General features: G+C 73.5%; 22 protein-coding genes. 15 read left to right on the forward strand and 7 right to left on the reverse strand.

The features are described 5' to 3' along the window. Positions 1-12: 12 nt before the first annotated feature. On the reverse strand, positions 13-699 hold the full coding sequence (locus tag ACN261_RS09815) for an NUDIX hydrolase (protein WP_421484927.1): 687 nt from the start codon (positions 697-699) through the stop codon (positions 13-15). A gap of 75 nt (positions 700-774) precedes the next feature. Between ACN261_RS09815 and ACN261_RS09820 the strand changes: the two genes are divergently transcribed. Together ACN261_RS09820 and ACN261_RS09825 are read left to right on the forward strand one after the other, a co-directional pair. Continuing rightward, positions 775-1,905, forward strand: coding sequence for an SPFH domain-containing protein (locus ACN261_RS09820; RefSeq protein ID WP_425849611.1), 1,131 nt, complete (start codon positions 775-777; stop codon positions 1,903-1,905). Next, positions 1,902-2,813 carry a hypothetical protein gene (locus ACN261_RS09825; protein ID WP_421484929.1) on the forward strand — a complete coding sequence of 304 codons (912 nt, stop codon included), beginning with the start codon at positions 1,902-1,904 and terminating at the stop codon, positions 2,811-2,813. The genes ACN261_RS09820 and ACN261_RS09825 overlap by 4 nt, the downstream gene beginning before the upstream one ends. A 16-nt stretch (positions 2,814-2,829) precedes the next feature. Here the strand turns inward: ACN261_RS09825 and ACN261_RS09830 are convergent, their stop codons facing one another. From ACN261_RS09830 to ACN261_RS09840, 3 genes are all read right to left on the reverse strand, one after another. Beyond that, complete coding sequence (locus tag ACN261_RS09830) at positions 2,830-4,056, reverse strand: hypothetical protein (protein ID WP_425849614.1); 1,227 nt, start codon at positions 4,054-4,056, stop codon at positions 2,830-2,832. 118 nt (positions 4,057-4,174) lie between these two features. Next, positions 4,175-5,836 (reverse strand): GTPase, encoded by a 1,662-nt coding sequence (locus ACN261_RS09835; protein WP_425853581.1) that lies wholly within the window; start codon positions 5,834-5,836, stop codon positions 4,175-4,177. Positions 5,837-5,853: 17 nt separating this feature from the next. Then, positions 5,854-7,707 carry an ABC transporter gene (locus ACN261_RS09840; protein WP_421484931.1) on the reverse strand — a complete coding sequence of 618 codons (1,854 nt, stop codon included), beginning with the start codon at positions 7,705-7,707 and terminating at the stop codon, positions 5,854-5,856. A 207-nt stretch (positions 7,708-7,914) separates the two neighbouring features. Here ACN261_RS09840 and dnaK point away from each other — a divergent pair, with 207 nt between their 5' ends. From dnaK to ACN261_RS09865, 5 genes are all read left to right on the forward strand, one after another. Continuing rightward, a complete protein-coding gene (gene dnaK, locus ACN261_RS09845; protein WP_421484932.1) occupies positions 7,915-9,795 on the forward strand; it encodes a molecular chaperone DnaK in 1,881 nt (626 codons plus the stop codon). 36 nt (positions 9,796-9,831) lie between these two features. After that, entirely contained in the window at positions 9,832-10,575 is a 744-nt protein-coding gene (gene grpE, locus ACN261_RS09850) for a nucleotide exchange factor GrpE (protein WP_204928489.1), read from the forward strand. Positions 10,576-10,656: 81 nt separating this feature from the next. Further along, entirely contained in the window at positions 10,657-11,856 is a 1,200-nt protein-coding gene (gene dnaJ / locus ACN261_RS09855; RefSeq protein WP_425849618.1) for a molecular chaperone DnaJ, read from the forward strand. Positions 11,857-11,884: 28 nt separating this feature from the next. Next, entirely contained in the window at positions 11,885-12,328 is a 444-nt protein-coding gene (locus ACN261_RS09860) for a heat shock protein transcriptional repressor HspR (RefSeq protein WP_088641908.1), read from the forward strand. Between the two features lie 248 nt (positions 12,329-12,576). Beyond that, positions 12,577-12,786, forward strand: a complete 210-nt coding sequence (locus tag ACN261_RS09865; protein ID WP_421484934.1) for a hypothetical protein — start codon at positions 12,577-12,579, stop codon at positions 12,784-12,786. A 118-nt stretch (positions 12,787-12,904) separates the two neighbouring features. On the opposite strand, the gene ACN261_RS09870 is transcribed toward ACN261_RS09865, so the two are convergent. The 3 genes from ACN261_RS09870 to ACN261_RS09880 form a co-directional block, all read right to left on the reverse strand. After that, the gene (locus ACN261_RS09870; RefSeq protein ID WP_421484935.1) at positions 12,905-13,336 is read right to left on the reverse strand and encodes a hypothetical protein; all 432 of its coding nucleotides are present in this window, start codon (positions 13,334-13,336) and stop codon (positions 12,905-12,907) included. 178 nt (positions 13,337-13,514) lie between these two features. Then, a complete protein-coding gene (locus ACN261_RS09875; RefSeq protein ID WP_421484936.1) occupies positions 13,515-14,720 on the reverse strand; it encodes a cation:proton antiporter in 1,206 nt (401 codons plus the stop codon). 5 nt (positions 14,721-14,725) lie between these two features. Continuing rightward, positions 14,726-15,226, reverse strand: a complete 501-nt coding sequence (locus ACN261_RS09880) for a cation:proton antiporter regulatory subunit (protein WP_088641912.1) — start codon at positions 15,224-15,226, stop codon at positions 14,726-14,728. Positions 15,227-15,687: 461 nt separating this feature from the next. Between ACN261_RS09880 and clpB the strand changes: the two genes are divergently transcribed. From clpB to ACN261_RS09920, 8 genes are all read left to right on the forward strand, one after another. After that, positions 15,688-18,279, forward strand: coding sequence for an ATP-dependent chaperone ClpB (gene clpB, locus ACN261_RS09885; RefSeq protein ID WP_425849622.1), 2,592 nt, complete (start codon positions 15,688-15,690; stop codon positions 18,277-18,279). A gap of 385 nt (positions 18,280-18,664) precedes the next feature. Then, complete coding sequence (locus ACN261_RS09890) at positions 18,665-19,069, forward strand: hypothetical protein (RefSeq protein ID WP_421484938.1); 405 nt, start codon at positions 18,665-18,667, stop codon at positions 19,067-19,069. A 96-nt stretch (positions 19,070-19,165) separates the two neighbouring features. After that, on the forward strand, positions 19,166-19,792 hold the full coding sequence (locus ACN261_RS09895; RefSeq protein WP_421484939.1) for a DUF4178 domain-containing protein: 627 nt from the start codon (positions 19,166-19,168) through the stop codon (positions 19,790-19,792). A 2-nt stretch (positions 19,793-19,794) separates the two neighbouring features. Further along, positions 19,795-20,376 (forward strand): DUF2617 family protein, encoded by a 582-nt coding sequence (locus tag ACN261_RS09900; protein ID WP_421484940.1) that lies wholly within the window; start codon positions 19,795-19,797, stop codon positions 20,374-20,376. 114 nt (positions 20,377-20,490) lie between these two features. Continuing rightward, the gene (locus ACN261_RS09905; protein ID WP_204928478.1) at positions 20,491-20,916 is read left to right on the forward strand and encodes a DUF4247 domain-containing protein; all 426 of its coding nucleotides are present in this window, start codon (positions 20,491-20,493) and stop codon (positions 20,914-20,916) included. 40 nt (positions 20,917-20,956) lie between these two features. Next, on the forward strand, positions 20,957-21,379 hold the full coding sequence (locus ACN261_RS09910; RefSeq protein WP_088641917.1) for a DUF350 domain-containing protein: 423 nt from the start codon (positions 20,957-20,959) through the stop codon (positions 21,377-21,379). Further along, positions 21,379-22,131, forward strand: a complete 753-nt coding sequence (locus ACN261_RS09915; RefSeq protein ID WP_425849625.1) for a hypothetical protein — start codon at positions 21,379-21,381, stop codon at positions 22,129-22,131. Before ACN261_RS09910 ends, ACN261_RS09915 begins: the two co-directional genes overlap by 1 nt. Further along, a complete protein-coding gene (locus ACN261_RS09920) occupies positions 22,128-23,705 on the forward strand; it encodes a polyamine aminopropyltransferase (protein WP_421484942.1) in 1,578 nt (525 codons plus the stop codon). The genes ACN261_RS09915 and ACN261_RS09920 overlap by 4 nt, the downstream gene beginning before the upstream one ends. Positions 23,706-23,726: the final 21 nt, after the last annotated feature.

Genomic DNA, 23,726 nt, shown 5'->3' on the forward strand with positions numbered 1-23,726 from the left:
ACGCCGGGGTCGTCAGGGTTCGGGGCGGAGCATGGGCGGGTGGAGCCGGGTCGCCGGGCCCCGGCGGAACAGTTGGGCGGGTCGTCCCCGGTCGCCCTCGGTGGCGCGGCCGACGGGGCTGACGAAGCCGGGGGTGCCGGTGACCTTGCGGTGGAAGTTGCGCGGGTCCAGCCGGGTGCCCCAGACCGTCTCGTAGACCGCCCGTAGTTGGGCCACGGTGAACTCGGGCGGGCAGAAGGCGCCGGCCAGCGGGGTGTACTCCAGCTTCGCGCGGGCCCGTTCCAGGCCGTCGGCGACGATCAGGTCGTGGTCGAAGGCGAGCTGGCCGGGGGTGAGCCGGGTGACCGGCACCCACTCTGCCGAGGCGGCGTCCGAGCCGGCGACCGGGGCGGGCAGGTCGGGGAGCAGCGCCAGCCAGGCCACGGTGACCACCCGCCCGCGTGGGTCCCGGCCGGGCCGGCCGTACGTGCCGAGCTGCTCCAGGTGGCCGACCGGCTCCGGTAGCCCGGTTTCCTCGGTCAACTCCCGGGCGGCGGCGTCGGGCAGGTCCTCGTCGATGCCGACGAAGCCACCCGGCAGCGCCCACCGGCCCTGGTCCGGCGGGATGCCCCGGCGGACGAGCAGCAGGTGCAACGCGTCGGCGCGCACGGTGAGCACCACCAGGTCCACCGTCACGGCGAAGGGCGGGTAGTCGGTCATCGTTTTATCACCACCTTGACGATAACTTAGCAGAGTGGTTATCGTCGTAGCGACGAAAAAGGGGAGGGTGAAGCCATGGCCGACGTGACGCGACGACTCTTCCTGCGCCACCTGCGCGGGACACCTACCAACTGGGTACGGCTGCACGTCGCCGGGCGGGTCCGGCGGGAGGGGACCGGCCAGTCGTTCTGGTACCGGCCGCTGACCGCCGTGCTGAGCGAGGTGCCGGTGGACGACCGGGAGCTGCCGCTGCTCTTCCACGCCCGGACCGGCGACTTCGCCGACATCACCGTCCAGGCCACCGTGACCTACCGGGTGGCCGACCCGGCCCTGGCCGCCGCCCGGCTCGACTTCTCGGTCGACCCGCGCACCGGTCGGGCCCGCTCCCGCCCCCTCGACCAGGTGGCCACGCTACTGGCCGAGCTGGCCCAGCAACCCGCCCTCGACCTGCTCGCCCGGGTGCCGCTGGCCGAGGCGCTGACCACCATGGCACCCGTACGGGAGGCGGTCTCCGCCGCGCTCGGCACCGAACCCCGGCTCGCCGACATCGGCGTCGCCGTGGTCAGCGCCCGGGTCGTCGCCGTCCGGCCCGAACCGGAACTGGAACGCGCCCTGCAGACCCCCACCCGGGAGGCCGTGCAGGTGGAGGCCGACCGGGCCACGTACGCCCGCCGGGCCCAGGCCGTCGAGCAGGAACGCGGCATCGCCGAGAACGAACTCCAGAACAAGATCGAACTGGCCCGCCGGGAGCAGCAGCTCGTCGAGCAGCACGGGGCGAACGCCCGCCGCCGGGCCGAACTCGACGCCGCCGCCGAACTGGCCGGCGCCCACGGCAAGGCGGAACGGGAACAGGTCGCCAACACCGCCGCCGCCGAGCGGGCCCGGGTGCTCGCCACCGCCGAGGCGGAGAAGGAGCGCCTGCTCGCCGCCGGTGCCGCCGACAAGGAACGGACGCTCGCCCTGGCCAAGGCCGAGACGGTACGCGCCGTCGGCGCCGCCGAGGCCGAGGCGGAGGCGGCGAAGCTCGCCACGTACGCCGAACTGCCGCCGGCGGTGCTGCAGGCCCTCACCGTCCGGGAACTCGCCGGTCAGCTCCCCCCGATCGGCCAGCTCACGGTCACCCCGGACCTGCTCGCCGACCTGCTCGGCCGGCTCACCGGCCCGACCGGGACGCTCACCGGCCCGACCGGGGCGGTCGACCGGTGAGCGCCACCCTGGCCCCCCGGGTGGTGGTCGTGCGCCGCCCCAGCGAGCTGGACGAACTGCTCGCCCGGCACGGCACCCGGGCGGCGGCCCAGTGGTACCTGCGCGCCCGGGGGCGGGACCTGGCCGAGGTGGTGGACCGGCACGAGGCACTCCAGTCGGCGCTGACCGCCGTCGCGGCCGCCGTCCCTGCCGACTGGCGACGCGGCACGGTGAACCGGGACGACCTGCCCCGGTTCCTGTTCGGGCCGGAGGACGTCGTCGTCGCCGTCGGGCCGGACGGCCTGGTCGCCAACGTGGCGAAGTACCTCAGCGGGCAACCCGTCGTCGGCGTCGACCCGGAGCCGGGCCGCAACGCCGGGGTGCTGGTCCGGTGCACCGGCGACCAGGTGGCCGCGCTGCTGCCGGCGGTGGTGGCCGGGGCCGCGCCGCTGCGGCACCGGGCCATGGTCCGGGCCACCCTCGACGACGGCCAGGAACTGGTCGGCCTCAACGAGGTGTACGTCGGGCACCCCTCCCACCAGTCGGCCCGCTACCTGCTCGACGTCACCTCCGACGGCCGACCCCGCCGGGAGCGGCAGTCGTCCTCCGGGGTGGTCGTCGGTACCGGCACCGGGGCCACCGGCTGGTGCGCCTCGATCGCCCGGGGCCGACCGGCCGCCGTCGCGCTCCCCGCCCCGCAGGAGCCGGCGCTGTGCTGGTTCGTCCGGGAGGCGTGGCCCTCCCCGGTCACCGGGGCCGACCTGGTCGCCGGCCGCCTCGACGGCACCGACACGCTGGAGCTGACCGCCGAGTCGGACGGCCTGGTGGCCTTCGCCGACGGCCTGGAGACCGACCGGTTGACGCTGCGCTGGGGGCAGCGCATCCGCCTCGACGTCGCCCCCGGCCGGCTGGCCCTGGTCGAACCCTGACCGGCGGTCCGGCCGGTCAGGGGATGTCGTCGCCGAGGCGCTGCCGGTTGGCCTCGATCCAGGCGTCCAGCGCGACCGGGTCGTCCGGGTCGACGCCGTCGGCCATCAACTGGGCCACCGCCGCCGTCGCCGGGCTGCGCCGCTCACCTGTCGAATAGAGCCTGGCGAACTCCGGCACCAGCTCCTCGATCGCCTCGTCGGTCTGGGTGACGGCCCGCTCGGGCAGCCCGCGTCGCCGCGCCGCGAACGCCGTCCAGGCGCGCAGCACCCGGGGCAGCATCGCCGCGTCGTCCATGTCCAGCACGGCCCGCCGGTGCACCCAGTCGAGCAGGAACAGCCCGGCCACCGCCGGGCTCCAGCGCAGCGGATCGGCGTCCGGGAAGCTCGCCGCGTGGTCGAAGAGCAGGCCGAGGCAGAAGTGCAGCGAGGCCAGCTCGGCGTCGCCGTCGAGGGTGTTCAGCCCGTACCGGGCCGCCTCGGGGGCGGCCAGGAAGGCCCGGACCAGCGCGGTGCGTTCGTCACTGGAGAGCGGCTCGGTGGGCCAGCCGGTGGAGTCGGCGCCCGCCTGCGGCAACACCGCCAACCGCGCCCCGACCAGCGCCCGGTCGGTGGCGAGCGAACCCTCGGCGGGCAGGTCGCCGAGGTCGTCGGTGATCTCCAGGTGGCGGCCCACCTCGCCGTGCATCCGGGCCGGGTCCTCCTCCCGGAACCAGGTCAGGTCGTCGTCGGCGCACATCTGCCGGACCTGCGCGAGGATGCGTTCGGCCGGACCGCCGACGAAGACGTCCTTGGTGATGCCGATGTTGTGGTCGATCAGCGCGACCAGGGCGTGCTCCGGGCCACCCGACTCGTCGTCGTAGGCGAAGGTGGCCAGGTAGGAGGTCTGGTCGCCGTACACGTCGCCGTAGGACCAGGTGCCGGTGAGGTGGACCCGGCCGAGCTGGCCGGCCCAGGCCGGCGCCTGCGCGCCGGGGCGGACCTTCGCCGCGCCCTCGGCGGTCGGGACCAGCGCGGCGAAGACCTGCCGGATGGTGGTGGCGGCGGCCGTGCGGCGGCGGGAGGTGGCGGCGAGGAAACCGGAGACGAACTCCCGGACCGCCGTTTCCCGGTCGGTCTCGGCGATCGCGTAGACGCTGCCCAGCAGCGCCGTGCCGAGCATCTCGGCGTCGAGCGCGCAGTCCAGCCTGGTCACGTCGCGGGCGGCGGACAGCACCGCGTCGTAGGGGGTCTGTGGCGTGGCCATGGCACGACCCTACGCCGCCGCGCCGCCCCGGACACCCGTGCCGACGTCCGCGTTCGCCGGCCGGTGGTCGGCGTCCGTCGATGGCCGTCGGGCCGGTGGCGTTCCCCGCCGGTGCCCGTCAGCCGGCGGCGTCCTGCCAGGCGCGGCGGGCGAGGGCGTATCGGTCGACGAGGTCGCGTACGGGGGTGAGGACGTACTCCGCGCCGACCCGGGCGACCTCCTCGGTGAGCCGCCCCTCGGCCCGCTGCCGGGCCCGCCGGGCCGCCCACCGGATCACCGGCCCGGTCACCGCCGCCACCAGCAGGCCGGCGAGCAACCCACCGAGCAGCAGCACGGTGGGCAGCGGCGTCTCGCCCACCCGGGGGTACTCCAGCGCCGGCAACCCGAGGGCGCGCAGCGCGTACCCGAGCACCAGCCAACCCAGCCCGACCACGGCGGCGAGGGTGACCAGCCACTGGACGCCGCCCACCAGCCGCCACCACAGCGGCCGGCGCTCCATGCCCAGGTCGGTGCCGGCGACCGCCGCGTCCAGCGCGTCCGGCAGGTCGGCCAGGCGGGACCGGGCGGCGGCGGTCACCGCGGCCGGCCAGGGGGCGGGCAGATCCCCGCCGGAGCGGTCACCGACCGCGCGGATGGCCAGCCCGAGGGCGGACTGCTGGGCGGCCGTCGGGTCGGGCACCGAGGTCGCCGCGAGCGGGGCCTGCGCCGGCTGCTGCGGATCGGTCGTCGGGCCGGCCAGGTGCAGCCGGCGCAGCGGGTCGGGTCGCAGCCGCCGCCAGCCGCGGACCAGCGGCCAGCCGGTCGCGGCACCGGCCCGCTGCCGGTACGCCCCCTCGACCGCCCCCGTCACCGTGGGCACCCCGGCCGCGTCGGCCAGCGCCCGGTCCAGGGTGCGGATCGTCTCCGCGTCCGGGGTGTGCCCGGGTGCCTCGACGGCGACCAGTTCCCCCAGCGCGGCCGTCACCGTGTCGGCGTCGCCCCAGAGCCGGCGCAGCGCGGCCTGCCGGTCGGAAACCGCCCGTTCCAGCGCCTCCCGCAGCCCGGTCATCCCGTCCGGCTCGACCGCCGTGGTGGCCAGCAGCGGCACCCCGTCGAGCCCGTCGACGTCGAGCAGCCGGCGCAGGTCGGCCAGCACCCGGGGCAGCTCGGCCGGGGGCAGCCGGTCGGCCTGGTTGAGCACCACCACCGTCACGTCCCGGTGCCTGTGGAACTCGCGCAGGTAGCTCGTGTGGATCACCCGGTCGGCGTACTTCTGCGGGTCGACCACCCAGACCACCAGGTCGACCAGGCCGAGCAGGCGGTCCACCTCCAGTCGGTGGGACCGCTGCACCGAGTCGAAGTCGGGCAGGTCGAGCAGGATCAACCCGTGCAGGGCGGACTCGTCGTCGCCGTCCAGCGCGCTCTCCCGGACGAACCGGTGCCGGGGCAGCACGCCCACCCAGTCGAGCAGCCGGTTGCCGCCGTCCAGCGGCCCCCACACGCAGGCGTGCGCGACACCGGTGGTCGGCCGGCGCACCCCGACCGGGGAGAGTTCCAGTTGGGCCAGGGCGTTGAACAGGCTGGACTTGCCGCTGCCGGTGGCCCCGGCCAGCGCCACCACGGTGTGGTCCCGGGACAGCGACAGCCGGGTGCCGGCCCGCTCGACCAGGGTGTGCGCGCCGACCAGCCGGGTGTCGGGCACCTCGCCGTCGACCGCGTCGAGGAACCGGCGCACCGCGTCGAGCCGGGCCACCAGGGCATCGGCGTCGACACGCTGGTCACCCCGGAGCGCCTCGCGCATCCGGCCGACGATGTTGGTCACCGGATGCCGTCCTCGGGGGTCGGGGTCGGGGTCGGTAGCGCCGGACCGGCCTGGTCGGCGAGGCCGCTGCGGTGCCGGGCCACCTCGACCCGGGCGGCGGCCCGACGCAGGCCGGCGGCGGCCTCCGGACCGGGCCGGGCGGCGTCGGTGCGGGCCAGGTAGCGGGCCGCCTCCTCGTCGAGCAGCGCGCGGACCCGCTCCAGCAGGTCGCCCCGGGCCTTCGCGGCGAGGGTACGCACCGCCTGGTCGCCGAAGATCGCCTGGAGCACGGCCTGCGCGGCGACCGTGGTGCCCGCCCCGGTCGCCACCTCCAGACCGGTGGGGATGAACGCGGTGGAGGCGAAGACGGCGATCATCACGGCCAGCCCGGTGGCGTTGACCGCGTACGCGGCCGTACGGGCCACGAACCGCCGGTCGCCGCCCTCGTCCCGGACCAGCTCCAGCACGGCACGTTGCCAGTCCCGGACCAGCCGTTCGGCCCGTTCGGGCAGGTCGGCCGAGGCGTGCGCCAGTGACGGTTCGAGCAGTGCGGCCCCGGCGGGGTGCGCCTTCCAGGCGGTGTACGTGTGCTCCGCCGCCTCGGCGGCGACCCCGCGCAGCAGGGTCACCAGTTGCGACTCGATGGCGTTGCGCAGCTCGGTGGCGGGGGTGGCGGGCCGGCCGGTGACCGCGGCGACGAGCCGGTCGCGCAGCCTGCCGATCCGGGCCTCCAGCGTCCGGAAGAACTCACCGGTGCCGACGAACTCCTGCCAGCGGGCGAGCACCTCGCCACGCAGCAGCCGGCCGTCCTTCATCCCCTCGGCCACGGTGCGGTGCGCGCCCTGGTAGGCGGCCCGGACCCGGTCGTCCAGCGCGTCGGCGGCGGCCACCTGCTCGTCGGCGGCGTCGGCGAGCGCCTCGACCGTGGGGTGCAGGGAGGCGAGCGCGCCGTCCAGGGTCTGCCGGACCACGGCGGCGCGGGCCTCGGCGTCGGCGGCGAGCCGGGCGAACCAGCCACCCAGCGGCGCGGTCACCCGGTCGGGCAGCAGGCCCTGGCCGTCGACCCAGGTCTCGGGCAGGACGAACAGCGGCGCCGCGCCCAGCTCCTGGGCGGCGAGCATCTCGGACAGGTGGGCGGCGATCTCGTCGGCGGCCTCGGGGGGCACCCGGTCGAGCACCATGGCGATCGAGGCCCCCCGGGAGCGGGCGGCGCGCAGCAGCTCCCACGGGACGGCGTCGGCGTACCGGGCGGCGGTGGTGACGAAGAGCCAGAGATCGGCGGCGGCGAGCAGCTGGCCGGCGAGGGCGCGGTTGGCGTCGACCACCGAGTCGATGTCGGGGGCGTCGAGGAAGGCCAGCCCCGGTGCGAGCGCGGGGGCGGTGACTAGGTGCAGGGTGCCCGGGTCCTCGCTGGGCTCGTTGGTGCGGGTCAGGCCGGGCAGCAGCTCGCCCTGGCGGAACCAGGCGGCGTCGGCGGGGTTGCAGACCAGCACCGGGGATCGGGTGGTGGGGCGCAGCACCCCGGCGGCGCTCACCCGGGCCTGGACCAGGCTGTTGACCAGTGTGGACTTGCCCGCGCCGGTGGAGCCGCCGACGACCACGAGCAGCGGGGCGTCGAGCCGGGCCAGCCGGGGCAGCAGGTAGTCGTCGAGCTGGTCGGTCAGCGCCCGGCCGGTGTGCCGCGCCGGCTCGGCCGAGGGCAGCGCCAGCGGGAACCGGGCCGCGCCGATCGCGGCCCGCAGGCCGGTGAGGGCGGCGGGCAGGCCGTCTCCGGTGGGGCCGGGCGGCGTCTCGTCGGTCTCCGACGACCCGGTGCGGGCGGCGACGGTGGGCGCGCCGGACCGGGTGGCGGGATCGCCGTGCGTCGTCACCGCTAAAGCGTGCCCGACCGATGCAACAGAGACAACCGGAGGGTAGTAACGGTCAGGTTGCGTCGGGTCGGCTCAACTCGACTTGCGCTTTGGCGATCGCGTGGCACTATTGAGTCAAGTTCACTCAACTTGTGGTGCGGTCGCTCCGGGCGGCCCGCCGGGTAGGCCCTCTGACCTGCCCATCCGTTACGAAGCGAGGAAGCGAAGATGGCACGTGCGGTCGGTATCGACCTCGGCACGACGAACTCCTGCGTCAGCGTTCTCGAGGGCGGTGAGCCCACCGTCATCGCCAACGCTGAGGGCTCGCGGACGACCCCGTCGATCGTCGCGTTCGCCCGCAACGGCGAGGTGCTCGTCGGTGAGGTCGCCAAGCGCCAGGCGGTGACCAACCCGGACCGGACCATCCGCTCGGTCAAGCGGGAGATCGGCACCAACTGGACCGTCGACATCGACGGCAAGAAGTACACCCCGCAGGAGATCTCGGCGCGCACGCTGATGAAGCTCAAGCGGGACGCCGAGGCCTACCTGGGCGAGCAGATCACCGACGCGGTGATCACCGTGCCCGCCTACTTCAACGACGGCCAGCGCCAGGCCACCAAGGAAGCCGGCGAGATCGCCGGCTTCAACGTGCTGCGGATCGTCAACGAGCCGACCGCGGCGGCCCTGGCGTACGGGCTGGACAAGGGCTCCAAGGAGCAGACCGTCCTGGTCTTCGACCTCGGTGGCGGCACCTTCGACGTGTCCCTGCTGGAGCTGGCCGAGGGCGTCGTCGAGGTCAAGTCGACCAGCGGTGACAACCAGCTCGGCGGCGACGACTGGGACCAGCGGATCATCGACCACCTGGTGAAGACGTTCCGGGGCGAGCACGGCATCGACCTGGGTCAGGACAAGATGGCGCTGCAGCGGCTCCGCGAGGCGGCCGAGAAGGCCAAGATCGAGCTGTCGGCGGCGACCACCACCAACATCAACCTGCCGTACATCACCGCCGGGTCGGCCGGCCCGCTGCACCTGGACGTGACGCTCAGCCGCGCCGAGTTCCAGCGGATGACGCAGGACCTGCTGGACCGCTGCAAGGGCCCGTTCGAGCAGGCCGTGAAGGACGCCGGCATCAAGATCGCCGACGTCGACCACGTGATCCTGGTCGGCGGCTCCACCCGGATGCCGGCCGTGACCGACCTGGTCAAGCAGCTCACCGGCCGCGACCCCAACAAGGGCGTCAACCCGGACGAGGTCGTCGCCGTCGGCGCGGCCCTGCAGGCCGGTGTGCTCAAGGGCGAGGTCAAGGACGTCCTGCTGCTCGACGTGACCCCGCTGAGCCTGGGCATCGAGACCAAGGGCGGCATCTTCACCAAGCTCATCGAGCGCAACACCACCATCCCGACCAAGCGCTCCGAGGTCTTCACCACGGCCGACGACAACCAGCCGTCGGTGCTGATCCAGGTGTTCCAGGGCGAGCGCGAGATCGCGGCGTACAACAAGAAGCTCGGCACCTTCGAGCTGACCGGCCTCCCGCCGGCGCCGCGCGGCGTGCCGCAGATCGAGGTCACCTTCGACATCGACGCCAACGGCATCGTCAACGTGCACGCCAAGGACCTGGGCACCGGCAAGGAACAGAAGATGACGATCACCGGCGGCTCGTCGCTGCCGAAGGACGACATCGAGCGGATGCGCCGGGACGCCGAGGAGCACGCCGACGACGACAAGCGTCGCCGGGAGGAGGCCGAGACCCGCAACGTGGCCGAGGCGCTCCAGTGGCAGACCGAGAAGTTCCTCGCCGAGAGCGGCGACAAGCTGCCCACGGAGAACCGGGAGCAGCTCAACGAGGCCCTCGGTGAGCTGCGCGGCGCGCTCGGCGGCCAGGACATCGAGAAGATCAAGGCGGCCCACGAGCGGCTCGCCCAGGTCTCCCAGCAGGCCGGTTCGCTGCTCTACTCGCAGCAGGCCGAGCAGGGTGAGCAGCCGGGCGCGGCCGGCGCGGGCGCGGGTGCCGGAGCCGGCGCGGGTGCCACCGGTGCCGCCGGGGCCCCCAAGGCGGGCGGCCCGGACGACGTGGTCGACGCGGAGATCGTGGACGAGGACAAGAAGTGACGCTCCGCGCCACCGCACAGGGAACGAGGTAGTCGCATGACGGAGAAGCCACGAGCCGCCGACCCGGACACCTCCGGGTCGACGCCGGGTGGCTCCGCGCCCACCGACGACGGGCCGCGGGTCGTCATCCGGGACAACCGCAAGCTCGGCAAGACCGAGGAGACGCCTGCCGCCGCCGACGCCGGGGCCGACGTCCCGGCCGAGGGGCTGGTCGAGGAGTCCGAGGTGGTGGTCGACGAGATCGAGGCCGAGGCCACCGCCCTCGACGACCCGGCACCGACCGGTCCGCCGGTGGTGGACGCCCCCGCGCAGCCGGTCGACGGCAGCGCCACGGGCTCCCCGCTCGGTGCCGAGCTGGAAGCCCTCCGGGCCGAGCTGGACGAGCGGACCCGGGACCTGCAGCGGGTGTCGGCGGAGTACGCCAACTACCGCAAGCGGGTGGACCGGGACCGGGGCGTGGTCCAGGAACAGGCGACCGGCTCGGTGCTCGCCGCGCTGCTGCCCATCCTGGACGACCTGGACCGGGCCCGGGAGCACGGTGACCTGGTCGGGCCGTTCGGCACCGTGGCCGAGCAGCTCACCACGGCGCTGGGCAAGTTCGGCCTGACGCCCTTCGGCGAACAGGGCGACCCGTTCGACCCGACCCGGCACGAGGCGGTCGCGCACCAGACCTCACCGGACGTCGACGAGCCCACCTGCGTGCAGGTGATGCGTCGGGGTTACCTGCTCGGCGAGCGGCTGCTGCGGCCGGCCATGGTCGCGGTCGCCGACCCGGAATAGTGCACGGCCATCCGGTCGCCCCGCCCGCCTCCCGAGGCGGGCGGGGCGACCGGGCCACATCTCACGGAAGGGGGTGGACCGGTGAGTTCCAAGGACTGGATCGAGAAGGACTTCTACGCCACGTTGGGCGTGGAGAAGTCCGCCTCCTCGGACGAGATCAAGAAGTCGTACCGGAAACTGGCCCGGGAGTCGCACCCGGACCACAACCCCGGTGACCCGAAGGCCGAGGAGCGGTTCAAGGCCGTCTCCGAGGCGTACGCGGTGCTCGGCGACGACGCCAAACGCCGCGAGTACGACGAGATGCGCTCGCTGTTCGGTTCGGGCGCGTTCCGGCGGGGCGCCCGTGGCGCGGGTCAGCCCGGCGGGGTCCCGTTCGACGTCTCCGACCTGTTCGGCGGCGGTGGCGGCGGGGACAACCGGTTCGGTGGCGGCGGCTTCACCGACCTGTTCAGTTCGATCTTCTCCGGTGGCGGTGGCGGTGGCGGTGGCGGTGGCGGTGGCCCTGCCCGGGCGCGTGGACCGGCCCGGGGCCGGGACGTGGAGGCCGAGGTCGCGCTCGACTTCGGCGACGCCGTCCGGGGCGTCACCCTGCCGTTGACGTTGCGCGCCCCCGGGGTCTGCGACACCTGCCACGGCAACGGCGCGAAGCCGGGCACCCAGCCGATCGCCTGCCCGGTCTGCCACGGTGCCGGGGTGACCACCCGGGACCAGGGGTCGTTCAGCTTCTCCGAGCCGTGCCGCAACTGCCAGGGCGTCGGGACGGTCGTCGAGGAGAAGTGCCCCGAGTGCCAGGGCACCGGCGGGGTCACCAAGACCCGCACGCTCAACGTCCGGTTCCCCGCCGGAGTGGCCGACGGCCAGCGGATCAGGCTGGCCGGGCGGGGCGAGCCGGGGCAGCGCGGCGGGCCGGCGGGTGACCTGTTCGTGCAGGTCAAGGTTCGCCCCGACGACCTGTTCGGGCGTACCGGTGACGACCTGACGCTGGCCGTGCCGATCACCTTCGCCGAGGCGGTGCTCGGCACCGACCTGCGGGTGCCCACGCTGGACGGCGCGGTGACCCTGCGCGTGCCGCCGGGCACCCCGTCCGGGCGGGTGCTGCGGGCCCGGGGCAAGGGTGTCGTACGACGGGACGGGCGGGCCGGCGACCTGCTGGTCACGCTGGACGTGGTGGTGCCGGCGACGGTGTCGGACGAGGCGCGGGCGGCGCTGGAGTCGTTCGCCGGGGCGACGCCGCCGGCAGCCCGGGAACATCTCGACGCGCGGGTGCGTCGGATCGGTTGACCGGTGGACGGGTGCGGAGGTGAGTGGGATGTCGGACGGGTTCGTCGGTTCGGGTGACCCTGCCTACGAGGCCAAGGTGCTGATGATCTCGGTTGCGGCACGGATGGCGGGAATGCACCCGCAGACGCTGCGCCAGTACGACCGGCTCGGCCTGGTGCAGGCCGGTCGGGCGGCCGGTGGCGGACGACGGTACAGCGTGCGGGACGTCGTCCTGCTGCGCGAGGTGCAGCGGCTCAGCCAGGACGAGGGCGTCAACCTGGCCGGGGTGAAGCGGATCATCGGGCTGGAACGTCTGGTGGAGCAGGCCCAGCAGCGGGTGGCCCGGCTGGAGGCGGAGCTGGACGCCGCGTACCGGCGGATCGCCGAGCTGGAGACGCTGGCCAGCGGCTTCTCCCGGGGTGATTTGGTGCCGACCAGCCGCACCTCGACGGCCCTGGTGGTCTGGCGTCCCCGCCGCACCGGCCCGACATGATCGACACTTCCGGGCGGGTGGTCCGGTGCCCTCGCCGCATCCGACCGGCATGATCAACACTTCTGGGCGCGAATAGCGGCATCCCTTCGACGGGGTGCCGCTATTCGGCGTATCTGGAGTGAATCTCCCCGAGGCGGAACTCCGGCCCGGCGGGGTTCAGGCATTCCCCCGCCGGGAGCAGGGCTGTCCCGTTAACCTGTGAATCAGGCGCAAGCGGACCAATTCGGACTCCGACAGCGGGGGGAACCGTGGCGGAATCGGCGAAGAAGGTGGCCCGGCAGGCGGAGGAGCGGCTCAACCAGGTGGCCGAGAACGTCCGGGAGAAGTTCGACCGGGTCACCCGGGGCACGTTCTCCGACACGGTGAAGGACGGCAGGTTCGCCGACCGGAACGCCCGCAGGGCGAACCGGGGGCAGGTCGAGCCGAAACGCGGCAACCAGGGCGGACCGCGACGCTGACGATCCGCCGACGTGCGGGCCGGGACCCACGGGGGGTCCCGGCCCGTTCGCCGTCCGGGCGTGGTGGGGCTGGTCCGGCCCGACCGACGTGGTGGGGAGGCTCCGGCCTGATCCGATGTCAGCCGAGGCGGCGGTTGTCCCGGACCAGGCCACCCTCGCACCAGTCGTGGTAGGTGAAGAGTTCCTGCCGGGCCAGCAGCATCCGGCTGTTGTGCGCCCAGTTGCGTACCAACTCGTCGCCGTCGCGCTCGGCCTGCTCCACCAGCTTGCGGAACCGACGCCGGGGGTGGGCGCGGAACTGCGTCCGGATGCCGTCGGCGGCGTAGATGTAGAGGCAGTGCAGGGCGAAGCGGCGGGCCGGGCAGGCCGGGTCCAGCGCCAACTCGAAGAGGGTGACCACCAGGTGGTCACCCGCCACCAGCAGGTCCCAGTCCCGGGGCAGCGAGGTCAACGGCACCGAGTCGGGTTGGTACGCCCAGGCCCGCAACTCCGCCGGTGACGGGTCGACGGGGTTGGCGAAGCCGCGGAACGTCGGACCGTGCGCGCTCACCCGGCAACCTTCCCGCTCACGCCCGCGGGATGCCTCCGTCCGCCCGCGAGTCCCTGGCCTGCTGGGGCGCAACGCTAGCCGCCGTCACCCGGGCGGCGGAAGACCTGCCGGGAAGCAATTCGGCAACGGATGCCCTGGCCAGGCCGACCCGTGCGGGGTCGGCCCGGCCAGCCGAAACTCAATCGGTGGCGGGCACCGGTCGGGGGTGCTGGGCGGCGATCCGCCGACGGAGCCGCTGTTTGAACCAGCGCATGTCGGGCAGCCGGGCGAGCATCGGACCGGTGATCACGGTGATCAGCACGTACGCCGTGGCGAGCGCGGCCAGCTTGGGTTCGACGGTGCCGGCGGCGACCGCGAGACCTGCGATGACGATGGAGAACTCACCACGGGGCATCAGGGCGAAGCCGGCCCGCCACCGGCCGGGCTCGGCGATCCCGGCCCGCCGGGCCGCCAGGTAGCCGGTGGCCAGCTTCGTCCCCATGGTGACCACGGCCAGCACGATCGCGGGCAGCAGCACCGGCGGCATGTCCCGGGGGTCGGTGACCAGGCCGAAGAAGACGAAGAAGACGGCGGCGAAGAGGTCCCGCAGCGGGGAGAGCAGTTCGGTGGCGTGGTGTGCCACCGGTCCGGACAGGGCGATGCCGACCAGGAACGCCCCGACGGCGGCGGAGACCTGGAGCCGGGCGGCGATCCCGGCGACCAGCAGGGTCAGGCCGAGTACCCCGAGCAGCAGCGCCTCCGGGTCCTTCGCCGACAGGGCGGCGGAGATCAGGTGGCCGAAGCGGATGGCGACGACCAGCACGACCACCACGGTGAGCACCGCGATGCCCAGCGCCATGCCGCCCTTGACCAGGCCCACGCCGGCCAGCAGCGCGGTCACCAGCGGCAGGTAGAGCGCCATCGCCAGGTCCTCGATGACCAGCACGGACAGGATGACCGGGGTTTCCCGGTTACCGACCCGGCCGAGGTCGCCGAGCACCTTGGCGATCACGCCGGAGGACGAGATCCAGGTGATGCCGCCGAGCACCACGGCCGCCACCCAGCCCCAACCGAGCAGCAGCGCGAAGCCGAAACCGGGCAGGGCGTTGAGGACCGCGTCGATCAGGCCGGCCGGTGCCGCCGAGCGCAGGTTGCCGACCAGTTCGTTGGCGCTGTATTCCAGGCCGAGCATGACCAGCAACAGGATGACGCCGATCTCGGCGCCGACGGCGAAGAACTCCTCGCTGGCGGCCAGCGGTAGCAGCCCGCCGTGGCCGAACGCGAGGCCGGCGAGCAGGTAGAGCGGGATGGGGGAGACGCCGAACCGGCGGCTGAGCCGACCGAGCAGCCCGAGCAGCAGGAGGAGAGCGCCGACCTCGACCAGTAGGGTTGTGGTTTCGTGCATCCGCCTCAGCCGTCCGGGTCACTGTCGGCGAGGATGGCGGTCACCCCGTCGAGACCCTGCCGGGTACCGACCACGACCACCACGTCACCGGCCGCGAAGCGGAAGGTGGGATCGGGCGAGACGTTGACCTCGCCCTGCCGGAGTACCGCCACGATCGAGGCGCTGGTGCGGGTGCGTGCCTTGGTGTCACCGAGCCGCTTGTTGACGTACTTCGACCCGGCCGGGATGGCGATCTGCTCGGTGAGCAGCCCGGCCGCCTGCTCGCGCAGGCCGGAGAGCTGACCCAGCATCAGCGACGCGCCGAGGATGTCGGCAAGCGCCTCGGCCTCGTCGTCGGTCAGCGGGATGTCGTGCTGACAGGAGTCGGGATCGTCCGGGTCGTAGAGGACCAGGTCGCGGCGGCCATTGCGGTGGGAGACCACACCGAGCCGGCGGCCGGACTCCGTCATCAGGTCATGACGGACGCCGATTCCCGGTAGGGCGGTCTGTTCGACTCGTACTCGCACGGACGAGAGGCTATACCCTGCCCTCCACCTCGGCCCGACGGATGTCTGCCCTGCTCGCGAGCGTGCCACCCCCGCCACCGCCCGTGTCCACCCACCCCCCGACGGGTCACACCTCTCACCGCGCGGCCTGCCCCGCCCGGTCACCGCGCCCGCACCCACCGCACCGCTCCGCCCGGAACGACCGACCGCCCAGGAGGAACCGCGATGACAGATCCACTCGTCGGGGGCGATGCTGCGGGGTCCGACCCCGTTCGACACCGCTACCGGGCCGATGTTGTCCATGCCGCCCGCCGCGCCTGCCGGGGGCGGCGGGGATGACCGGGCGGTACCTCGTACACCTGTCGGTCGTTGCCCCCCGTCCCCGGAGATTGTGACCCACGCCACGTTGGCAGAGTTGAGCGGAATAGGCTCAACTCTGATGGTGTCTCTTACTAGTGGACACGCCGATCCCGGGGGAGCCCATGAACACGGAACGACTCACCACCAAGAGCCGCGAAACCATCACCGGTGCGGTCGCGCTGGCCAACCAGCGTGGTCACGCCACCGTGGAACCCTGGCACCTGCTGCTGGCCCTGCTCGACACCGACGGCTCCACCGCCGCCGGCCTGCTACGCGCCGTGGGTGCCGACCCCGCCGAGCTGCGCCGGGTCGCGCAGCGCTCGGTCGACGCGCTGCCCGCCGCCCGGGGTTCCAGCATCGCCGAGCCCACCCTGGCCCGCGAGTTCGTCAACGCCATCGGCGCCGCCGAGCAGATCGCCCGTCCGCTCGGCGACGAGTACACCTCCACCGAGCACCTGCTGGCCGGCCTGGCCCGGGTGGGTGGCGCGGTGTCCAACGCGCTGAAGACCGCCGGGGCCACCGAGGAGAACCTGGTCGCCGCGTTCCCGACCGTGCGGGGCGGGGACCGGCGGGTCACCACCGCCGACCCGGAGCAGACCTACCAGGCGCTGGCCAAGTACGGCGTCGACCTGACCGCCAGCGCCCGGGACGGCAAGATCGACCCGGTGATCGGCCGGGATTCGGAGATCCGCCGGGTGATCCAGGTGCTGTCCCGGCGTACCAAGAACAACCCGGTGCTGATCGGCGAGCCCGGCGTCGGCAAGACGGCGATCGTCGAGGGGCTGGCCCAGCGGATCGTGGCCGGTGACGTGCCCGAGTCGCTGCGGGACAAGAAGCTGGTCTCGCTCGACCTCGGGGCGATGGTCGCCGGCGCGCAGTACCGCGGCCAGTTCGAGGAGCGGCTCAAGTCCGTCCTGGAAGAGATCAAGAACTCGAACGGGCAGGTCATCACCTTCCTCGACGAGCTGCACACGGTGGTCGGCGCGGGCAAGGGCGAGGGCTCGATGGACGCCGGCAACATGCTCAAGCCGATGCTGGCCCGGGGTGAGCTGCGGATGGTCGGCGCGACCACCCTCGACGAGTACCGCGAGCACATCGAGAAGGACCCGGCGCTGGAGCGCCGGTTCCAGCCGGTGCTGGTCGGCGAGCCCACCATCGAGGACACCATCGGCATCCTGCGTGGCCTCAAGGAGCGCTACGAGGTGCACCACGGCGTCCGGATCACCGACGCCGCCCTGGTCGCCGCCGCCGCGCTCTCCGACCGGTACATCACCGACCGGTTCCTGCCGGACAAGGCGATCGACCTGGTCGACGAGTCCGCGTCCCGGCTCCGGATGGAGATCGACTCCCGGCCGGTCGAGGTGGACGAGATCGAACGGGCGGTCCGCCGGCTGGAAATCGAGGAGATGGCGCTGGCCAAGGAGCCCGACGCCGCCTCCGCCGAGCGGCTGGAACGGCTGCGCAAGGAGCTGGCCGACAAGCGTGAGCAGCTCACCGCGCTGTCCGAGCGCTGGCAGACCGAGAAGAGCCACATCACCAAGCTCTCCACCGCCAAGGAGGAGCTGGAACGCCTCGGCGGCGAGGCCGAGCGGGCCGAACGCGACGGCGAGCTGGAACGCGCCGCCGAGCTGCGCTACGGCCGGATCCCGGCGCTCAAGGCCGACCTGGCGACGGCCGAGGAGGAACTGGCCCGGCTCCAGGCTGACGGCGCGATGCTCAAGGAGGAGGTCGGCGCGGACGACATCGCCGCCGTCGTCGCCTCCTGGACGGGTATCCCGGCCGGTCGGCTGCTGGAGGGCGAGACCGCCAAGCTGCTGCGGATGGAGGAGTCGCTGGGCGGCCGGGTCGTCGGCCAGGCCGAGGCCGTCGGGGCCGTCTCCGACGCGGTACGCCGGGCACGGGCCGGTGTCGCGGACCCGGACCGCCCCACCGGCAGCTTCCTGTTCCTCGGCCCCACCGGTGTCGGCAAGACCGAACTGGCCAAGGCGCTCGCCGAGTTCCTCTTCGACGACGAGCGGGCCATGGTCCGCATCGACATGAGCGAGTACGGCGAGAAGCACTCCGTCGCCCGCCTGGTCGGTGCCCCGCCCGGCTACGTCGGCTACGAGGAGGGCGGGCAGCTCACCGAGGCGGTGCGCCGCCGGCCGTACTCGGTGATCCTGCTGGACGAGGTGGAGAAGGCCCACCCGGACGTCTTCGACATCCTGCTCCAGGTGCTCGACGACGGCCGGCTCACCGACGGTCAGGGTCGTACGGTCGACTTCCGCAACGCGATCCTGATCCTCACCTCCAACCTGGGGTCGTCGGTGATCAGCGACCTGACGCTCGCCGACGAGCAGCGCCGCGAGGGGGTGCTGGCGGTGGTCCGCTCGCATTTCAAGCCGGAGTTCCTCAACCGGCTCGACGACATCGTGGTCTTCGCCGCGTTGCGCGGGGACGACCTGCGGTCGATCGTCGACATCCAGCTCGACCGGCTGCGCCGCCGGCTCGCCGACCGCCGGTTGGCGCTGGACGTCAGCGAAGCCGCAGCGACCTGGCTCGCCGAGCACGGGTACGACCCGATCTACGGTGCCCGGCCGCTGCGCCGCCTGGTCCAGTCGGCCATCGGCGACCAGCTCGCCAAGGCCCTGCTGGGTGGCGTGGTCAGGGACGGCGACACGGTGCGGGTCGACCTGTCCGACGACAAGAGCGGCCTCACCGTCACCGCCGCCTGATCCCTGCACCACCGGGCCGGCCCCGCCACCCCGGCGGGGCCGCCCCGTCCACCACTGCCCCTCCCCTCCCCGTCCCCCCGCCGACCACCTCCCGCCCCGGCCCTCCCGCCCCGGCCCTCCCGCCTCGGCCCTCCCGCCTCGGCCCTCCCGCCCCGGTGATCAAGAGATTTGCGTCACGAGAACGCCTCCCCCTGACGCCAACCCCTTGATCACCTCCGCGCCGGCCCCCGTCCCGACGATCAAGAGGTCGGCGTCATCGGGAGCGCTCTCCGGTGACGCCAACCTCTTGATCACTGCGGTCGGGCGGAAGGCTGAGCGCGGGGCGCAGTGGGTCGGGCGGGGGTGGGGTGGGTGGTCAGGGGTGGGGCGGGGAAAGGAAAGAGGCATGTTCGGGATGCGGAAGAAGAGTGGCGATCCGGAGCTGGACGCCGCCGTGCGGGAACTCGCCGGGGCGGACACCGTCGCCTTCGGCGGGGTGGGATTCGCCGGCACGCTGCTGCCGGTGACCGAGGCGTACCGGCGGGTCGAGGAGGCGTTCGCGCAGCGTCCCCGGCAGGCCCGCGAACAGGTCGACTGGCTGCTGCGGCACGGTTCGCCGGCCGGGCGGGCGTACGCGGCGACGCTGCTGGAGCGGGTCGACCCGGCGGCGGCGCGGGCGGCCTGGACGGCGCTGGGCGACGACGACGCCGAGTTCACCACGTTCGCCGGCTGCACGATGGGGACCACCACCCTGCGTGGGTACGCGGCCGACCGGCTGGCCGGCCCAGCTACCGGCAGACACGTTGAGTAGCTGACCTCTCACTCAGAATTCGCTGAGTTTCCCCAGGTGCGCGGGGTGCGCGGGGTTGTTACCGTCTCCGCCGATGCACTTGGGGAGGTGGTCGGGGTGAACGGTTCAGTCGCGTACGTCGTGGCGGCGTTGGGATGTCTGATCGGGGTCGCCGGGATCGTGGTGGCAGCGGTGGCTTACAGCCGGAGCCGCAAACCGGCCTACCCGACACCGGCGAAGGACCCGTTCCGCGACACCGACTCCGACGCGCTGCGCGGTGACCCCCGCAAGCTCAAGCCCGGCGACATCGTCGAGATCCGTGGCGTGTCCTACGCGGTCCGGGGCTCGGTGCACCTGGTCGAGGGCGGCTGGAGCTGGGCCGAGCACCTGCTGGACACCGTCGAGGGCGACAAGCGCTGGCTCTCCGTCGAGGAGGACCCGGACCTGGAGCTGGTGCTCTGGACGGCCGAGCCGGCCGCGACGATCACCCCGGGCGCACCGACCCTCGACTTCGCCGGCCGCCGCTACTCCTGGGAGGAGTCCGGCCAGGCCCGCTACTCGGCCACCGGCAGCACCGGTCTCGACCCGTACGGCACCGTCCGCTACCAGGACTACCGGGGCCAGGGCGGCGAGCGGCTCTCCTTCGAGGCGTACGGGGAGGCCGGCTGGGAGGTGGGCCGGGGTGAGCGGCTGCACCGCGCCGACGTGATGGTGTACCCGCAGTCCGGCCCGGTGGGGTCCTGATCGTGCTGGTCAGCCTGGACACCCCGTACGTCGACACGTGCGCGGCCGACCTGAGCCTGGCACTCGGTGGCCCGGAACGCCCCGCCCTGCACGTCCGTGACCTGACCCTGCCCGGTGACGTCCGGCTGCGGCTGCGCCTGCTCGGTGCCTCCCACCAGGTCGTCCTCGCCGTCCCGGCGGCAGGTGCCCACGCGATCGCCCCCGACCGGCCCGGCGGGCTGGTCGAGACGGTCGCCTGCCTGCCCGGTCGGCCCCCGCACCTGCCCGGCGACCTGCACGACGAGGCGGGTGGTTACCGGTTCACCGCCACCGTGTTGCGCCCTGCCGAGGGGGAGCTGCACACCCGGATCGCCGCGCTCCGCGCCGACCTGGCCGACGACCCGTACGCCCTGGTCGGGGTCTTTCCCGGGGACCCGGACGCGGTGACCGCGCTGGCCGTACGCCCCGACGCGCCGGACGGGACGGTGGTCTGGCGCACCTGGCACGCGTACCCCCAGACCAACGAACTGGTCCTGACCGAGACGGCGGTGACGCTCCCGCACGCTCGGCGAGCCCCGCAGTCGCGAACGAGGGAGACGCCGTGAGCGCGAGGAGTGAGCCGGTTCTGCGAGCCCCGCAGTCGCGAACGAGGGAGACGCCGTGAGCGCGAGGAGTGAGCCGGTTCTGCGAGCCCCGCAGTCGCGAACGAAGGAGACACCGTGACGTACCGACGCTGGTTCGTGGTGGGAGTGGCCTTCGCGGTCGTCGGCGCGCTGGTCGCCGCCTTCGCGATCTTCTACGGCAACTTCTCGCCCCGGGGCTACATCGAGGACCGCTACACCCGGGCGGCGAGCCGGGACATCGGGCGGGACGCCATCGCATACACCTCGAACCGGACCCCGAGCCAGGTGGCCAAGGATGTCACCGACGCCTGGAAGCCGGCCGACCAGTACGTCGACGGCAGCGGCGTCTACCTGCGCTATGACGACGACTCGCTGGTGATCCTGCCGATCGCCGCCGGCTCGCTGATCCTGCTGGAGCGGATGCGCACCGCCTACCCCCGGTACCACTCGACGGTGGGCAGCCACTGGGGCTGGGGTCGGGGCAGCACGGTACGCGGTGGCGGCCCCGGCTCCGGCAAGTGACGCGTACCGACCCCGACCGAACGAACCCCTGGAGCACGCTGTGCAGAACCTGGTCACCGACCTGCTGGTCACCCTCGCCTACGGGGTGGTCGGTGTCGTCCTGATGGCCGTCGGCTACGTGCTGGTCGACGTGGCCACCCCGGGCAAGCTCCACGAGCTGATCTGGACCGAACGCAACCGTAACGCCGCGCTGCTGCTCACCTCGAACCTGGCCGGCGTCGGCATCATCGTGGTCGCCGCGATCGCCGCCAGCGAGGACGACTTCCTGCTCGGCCTGGTCGGTTCCGCCGCGTACGGGATCGTCGGGCTGGTCATCATGGCCCTGGCGTTCGTGCTGCTCGACGCGTTGACCCCGGGCAAGCTGGGCACGCTGCTGGTCGACCCGCAGCCGCACCCGGCGGTCTGGGTGTCGGCGGTGGTGCACCTCGCCACCGGCGCGATCATCGCCGCCGCCATCAGCTGATGACCACGGCGAAGCAGCCGGCGAAGCCGAAACAGAACACGGGCGCCTGGGTCGTCTGGCTCTTCATCGGCGTGATGGCCGTGGTCTGCGTGGGCAGCAGCATCCTCAACCGGGACTCCGGGGGCACCACCGTGCCCGGTCCGGCGGCCGACGAGCGCGCCGACACCGTGCCGCTGCTCGTGCAGGCGGCCGACAGCCAGGGCATCTGTTACGGATGGCGGTTGGAGAGGTCGTCCGGCGCGGAGGTCAGCGTCGGCTCCAACCTCGGCGACGGGGTGCCGGTGACCGGGGACGCCCGCTGCCCGCGTTGGGTGGAGGTCCGGGCCCGGATCATGTACACCTCGTCCAGCAGCGAGAGCAACGACTGGGCGACCGTCACCGTCTCCGGCTCCGACGACCTCGACCGGGCCGACCTGTGGGCGGTCGACAACGGGCTGAGCCGGTTCGGGCTGGACACCGACACGTTCATCGACGATCCGGGCTGGGCGATCTGCCGGGCCGCGGTGACCCTGCCGCTGCTGGTCGCCGAGGCCGGTGTCGCCCCGCCCGCCGCCACTCCGACCGCCGACCCGGCCGCGCCGGCCGGCGCGCTACCGGACGCCGGGAACGACTTCCTGCGGGACCGCTGGGGCTGGCTGCTCGCCACCGCCGGCCTGCTGCTGGTCGGCGCGCTGCTGATCACCGTCGGGTTCGTCCAGCGCGGCCGGCAGCGGGCGGCGACGCCGGCCGGGCGTATCCGGGGGGCGCGGTGACCACGGTCGACGACACCCCGGCCGTCCGGCCGCGCTGGCGGCTGGCCCGCGCGTCGGTGCTGCTCGCCGTCTTCGTCTGCGCCGCCTGCGGCCTGGTGTACGAGCTGGCCCTGGTCGCGCTCGGCAGCTACCTGATCGGCGACACGGTCGGACAGGCGTCGATCGTGCTCGGCGTGATGGTCTTCGCGATGGGGATCGGAGCGCTGGTCGCCAAGCCGTTGCAGCCCAGGGCTGCCGCCGCGTTCGCGGTGATCGAACTGACCCTGGCCCTGCTCGGCGGCCTGTCCGTGCTCGGCCTCTACGCCGCGTTCGCCTGGCTCGACCTGTACGGCCCGGCCCTGGTCGGCACCGCGTTCGTGCTGGGCCTGCTGATCGGCGCGGAGATCCCGCTGCTGATGGTGATGCTGCAACGCATCCGCGAGCAGGCCGCCGGCAGTGCGGTCGCCGACCTGTTCGCCGCCGACTACGTCGGCGCGCTGCTCGGCGGGCTCGCCTTCCCGTTCCTGCTGATCCCGGTCTTCGGCCAGCTCAAGGGCGCGTTGGTGGTCGGCGCGGTGAACGCGGTGGCCGGCCTGGCCCTGGTCTGCACGGTGTTCCGCGCCGAGCTGAGCCGCCGGGCCCGGCTCGTGCTGGGCGCCGGCTCCGTCGTGGTCGCCCTCTGCCTGGGGTACGCCTGGGTCACCGCCGCCGACTTCGAGGTGACCAGCCGCCAGCAGCTCTACCGGGACCCGGTCGTGCACGCCGAACGCTCCCGCTACCAGGAGATCGTGCTGACCCGGTCGGTACGCGAGATCGGCCATGCCGACACCGACCTGCGGCTGTTCCTCAACGGCGACCTCCAGTTCAGCTCGATCGACGAGTACCGCTACCACGAGGCGCTGGTGCACCCGGCGATGCGCGGCCCGCACGGCGAGGTGCTGGTCCTCGGTGCCGGCGACGGTCTCGCCGTCCGCGAGATCCTGCGCTATCCGGACGTGCGCCGGGTGACCGTGGTCGACCTCGACCCGGCGGTGGTGGCGCTGGCCCGTTCCGAGCCGCAGCTGCGCGCGCTCAACGGCGGCTCCCTCGACGACCCCCGGGTCCGGGTGCTCAACACCGACGCGTTCGGCTGGTTGCGTACCGCCGGTGAGCGCTTCGACGTGGTCGTCGCCGACCTGCCCGACCCGGACGAGACGGCCACCGCCAAGCTCTACACCGTCGAGTTCTACGCGTTGATCCGTTCGGTGCTCGCCGAGGGCGCCCGGCTGGTGGTGCAGTCCGGGTCGCCGTACTTCGCGCCCCGGTCGTACTGGTCGATCGAGGCGTCGATCCGGGAGGCCGGTTTCGCCACCGTGCCGTACCACGTCGACGTGCCGTCGTTCGGTGACTGGGGGTTCGTGCTCGCCGCCCCGGGCGGCACCCCGCCGCCGCTGGAACTGCCGGCCGACGCGCCCCGGCTGCGTTTCCTCGACCCGGCGGTGCTGCGGGCGGCGGCGGCCTTCCCCGCCGACCGGGGCCGCCTCGACGTGCCCGCCTCCACCCTGTTGCGCCCCAGGGTGCTCGACTACGCCCGCAGCGAGTGGCGCGGCTACTAGCCTCGGAAACGATGTCACCGT

Origin of the sequence: Micromonospora sp. WMMD723 (assembly GCF_049863385.1) — a bacterium.
GTDB lineage: Bacteria > Actinomycetota > Actinomycetes > Mycobacteriales > Micromonosporaceae > Micromonospora > Micromonospora wenchangensis.

Coding starts and splice junctions, on each gene's coding strand:
- ACN261_RS09915 (WP_425849625.1), top strand. CDS start 21,379: ATGACCACGGCGAAGCAGCCGGCGAAGCCGAAACAGAACACGGGCGCC.
- ACN261_RS09830 (WP_425849614.1), bottom strand. CDS start 4,056: ATGGCCACGCCACAGACCCCCTACGACGCGGTGCTGTCCGCCGCCCGC.
- ACN261_RS09815 (WP_421484927.1), bottom strand. CDS start 699: ATGACCGACTACCCGCCCTTCGCCGTGACGGTGGACCTGGTGGTGCTC.
- ACN261_RS09820 (WP_425849611.1), top strand. CDS start 775: ATGGCCGACGTGACGCGACGACTCTTCCTGCGCCACCTGCGCGGGACA.
- ACN261_RS09875 (WP_421484936.1), bottom strand. CDS start 14,720: ATGCACGAAACCACAACCCTACTGGTCGAGGTCGGCGCTCTCCTCCTG.
- ACN261_RS09890 (WP_421484938.1), top strand. CDS start 18,665: ATGTTCGGGATGCGGAAGAAGAGTGGCGATCCGGAGCTGGACGCCGCC.
- dnaK (WP_421484932.1), top strand. CDS start 7,915: ATGGCACGTGCGGTCGGTATCGACCTCGGCACGACGAACTCCTGCGTC.
- grpE (WP_204928489.1), top strand. CDS start 9,832: ATGACGGAGAAGCCACGAGCCGCCGACCCGGACACCTCCGGGTCGACG.
- clpB (WP_425849622.1), top strand. CDS start 15,688: ATGAACACGGAACGACTCACCACCAAGAGCCGCGAAACCATCACCGGT.
- ACN261_RS09860 (WP_088641908.1), top strand. CDS start 11,885: ATGTCGGACGGGTTCGTCGGTTCGGGTGACCCTGCCTACGAGGCCAAG.
- ACN261_RS09835 (WP_425853581.1), bottom strand. CDS start 5,836: ATGCGCGAGGCGCTCCGGGGTGACCAGCGTGTCGACGCCGATGCCCTG.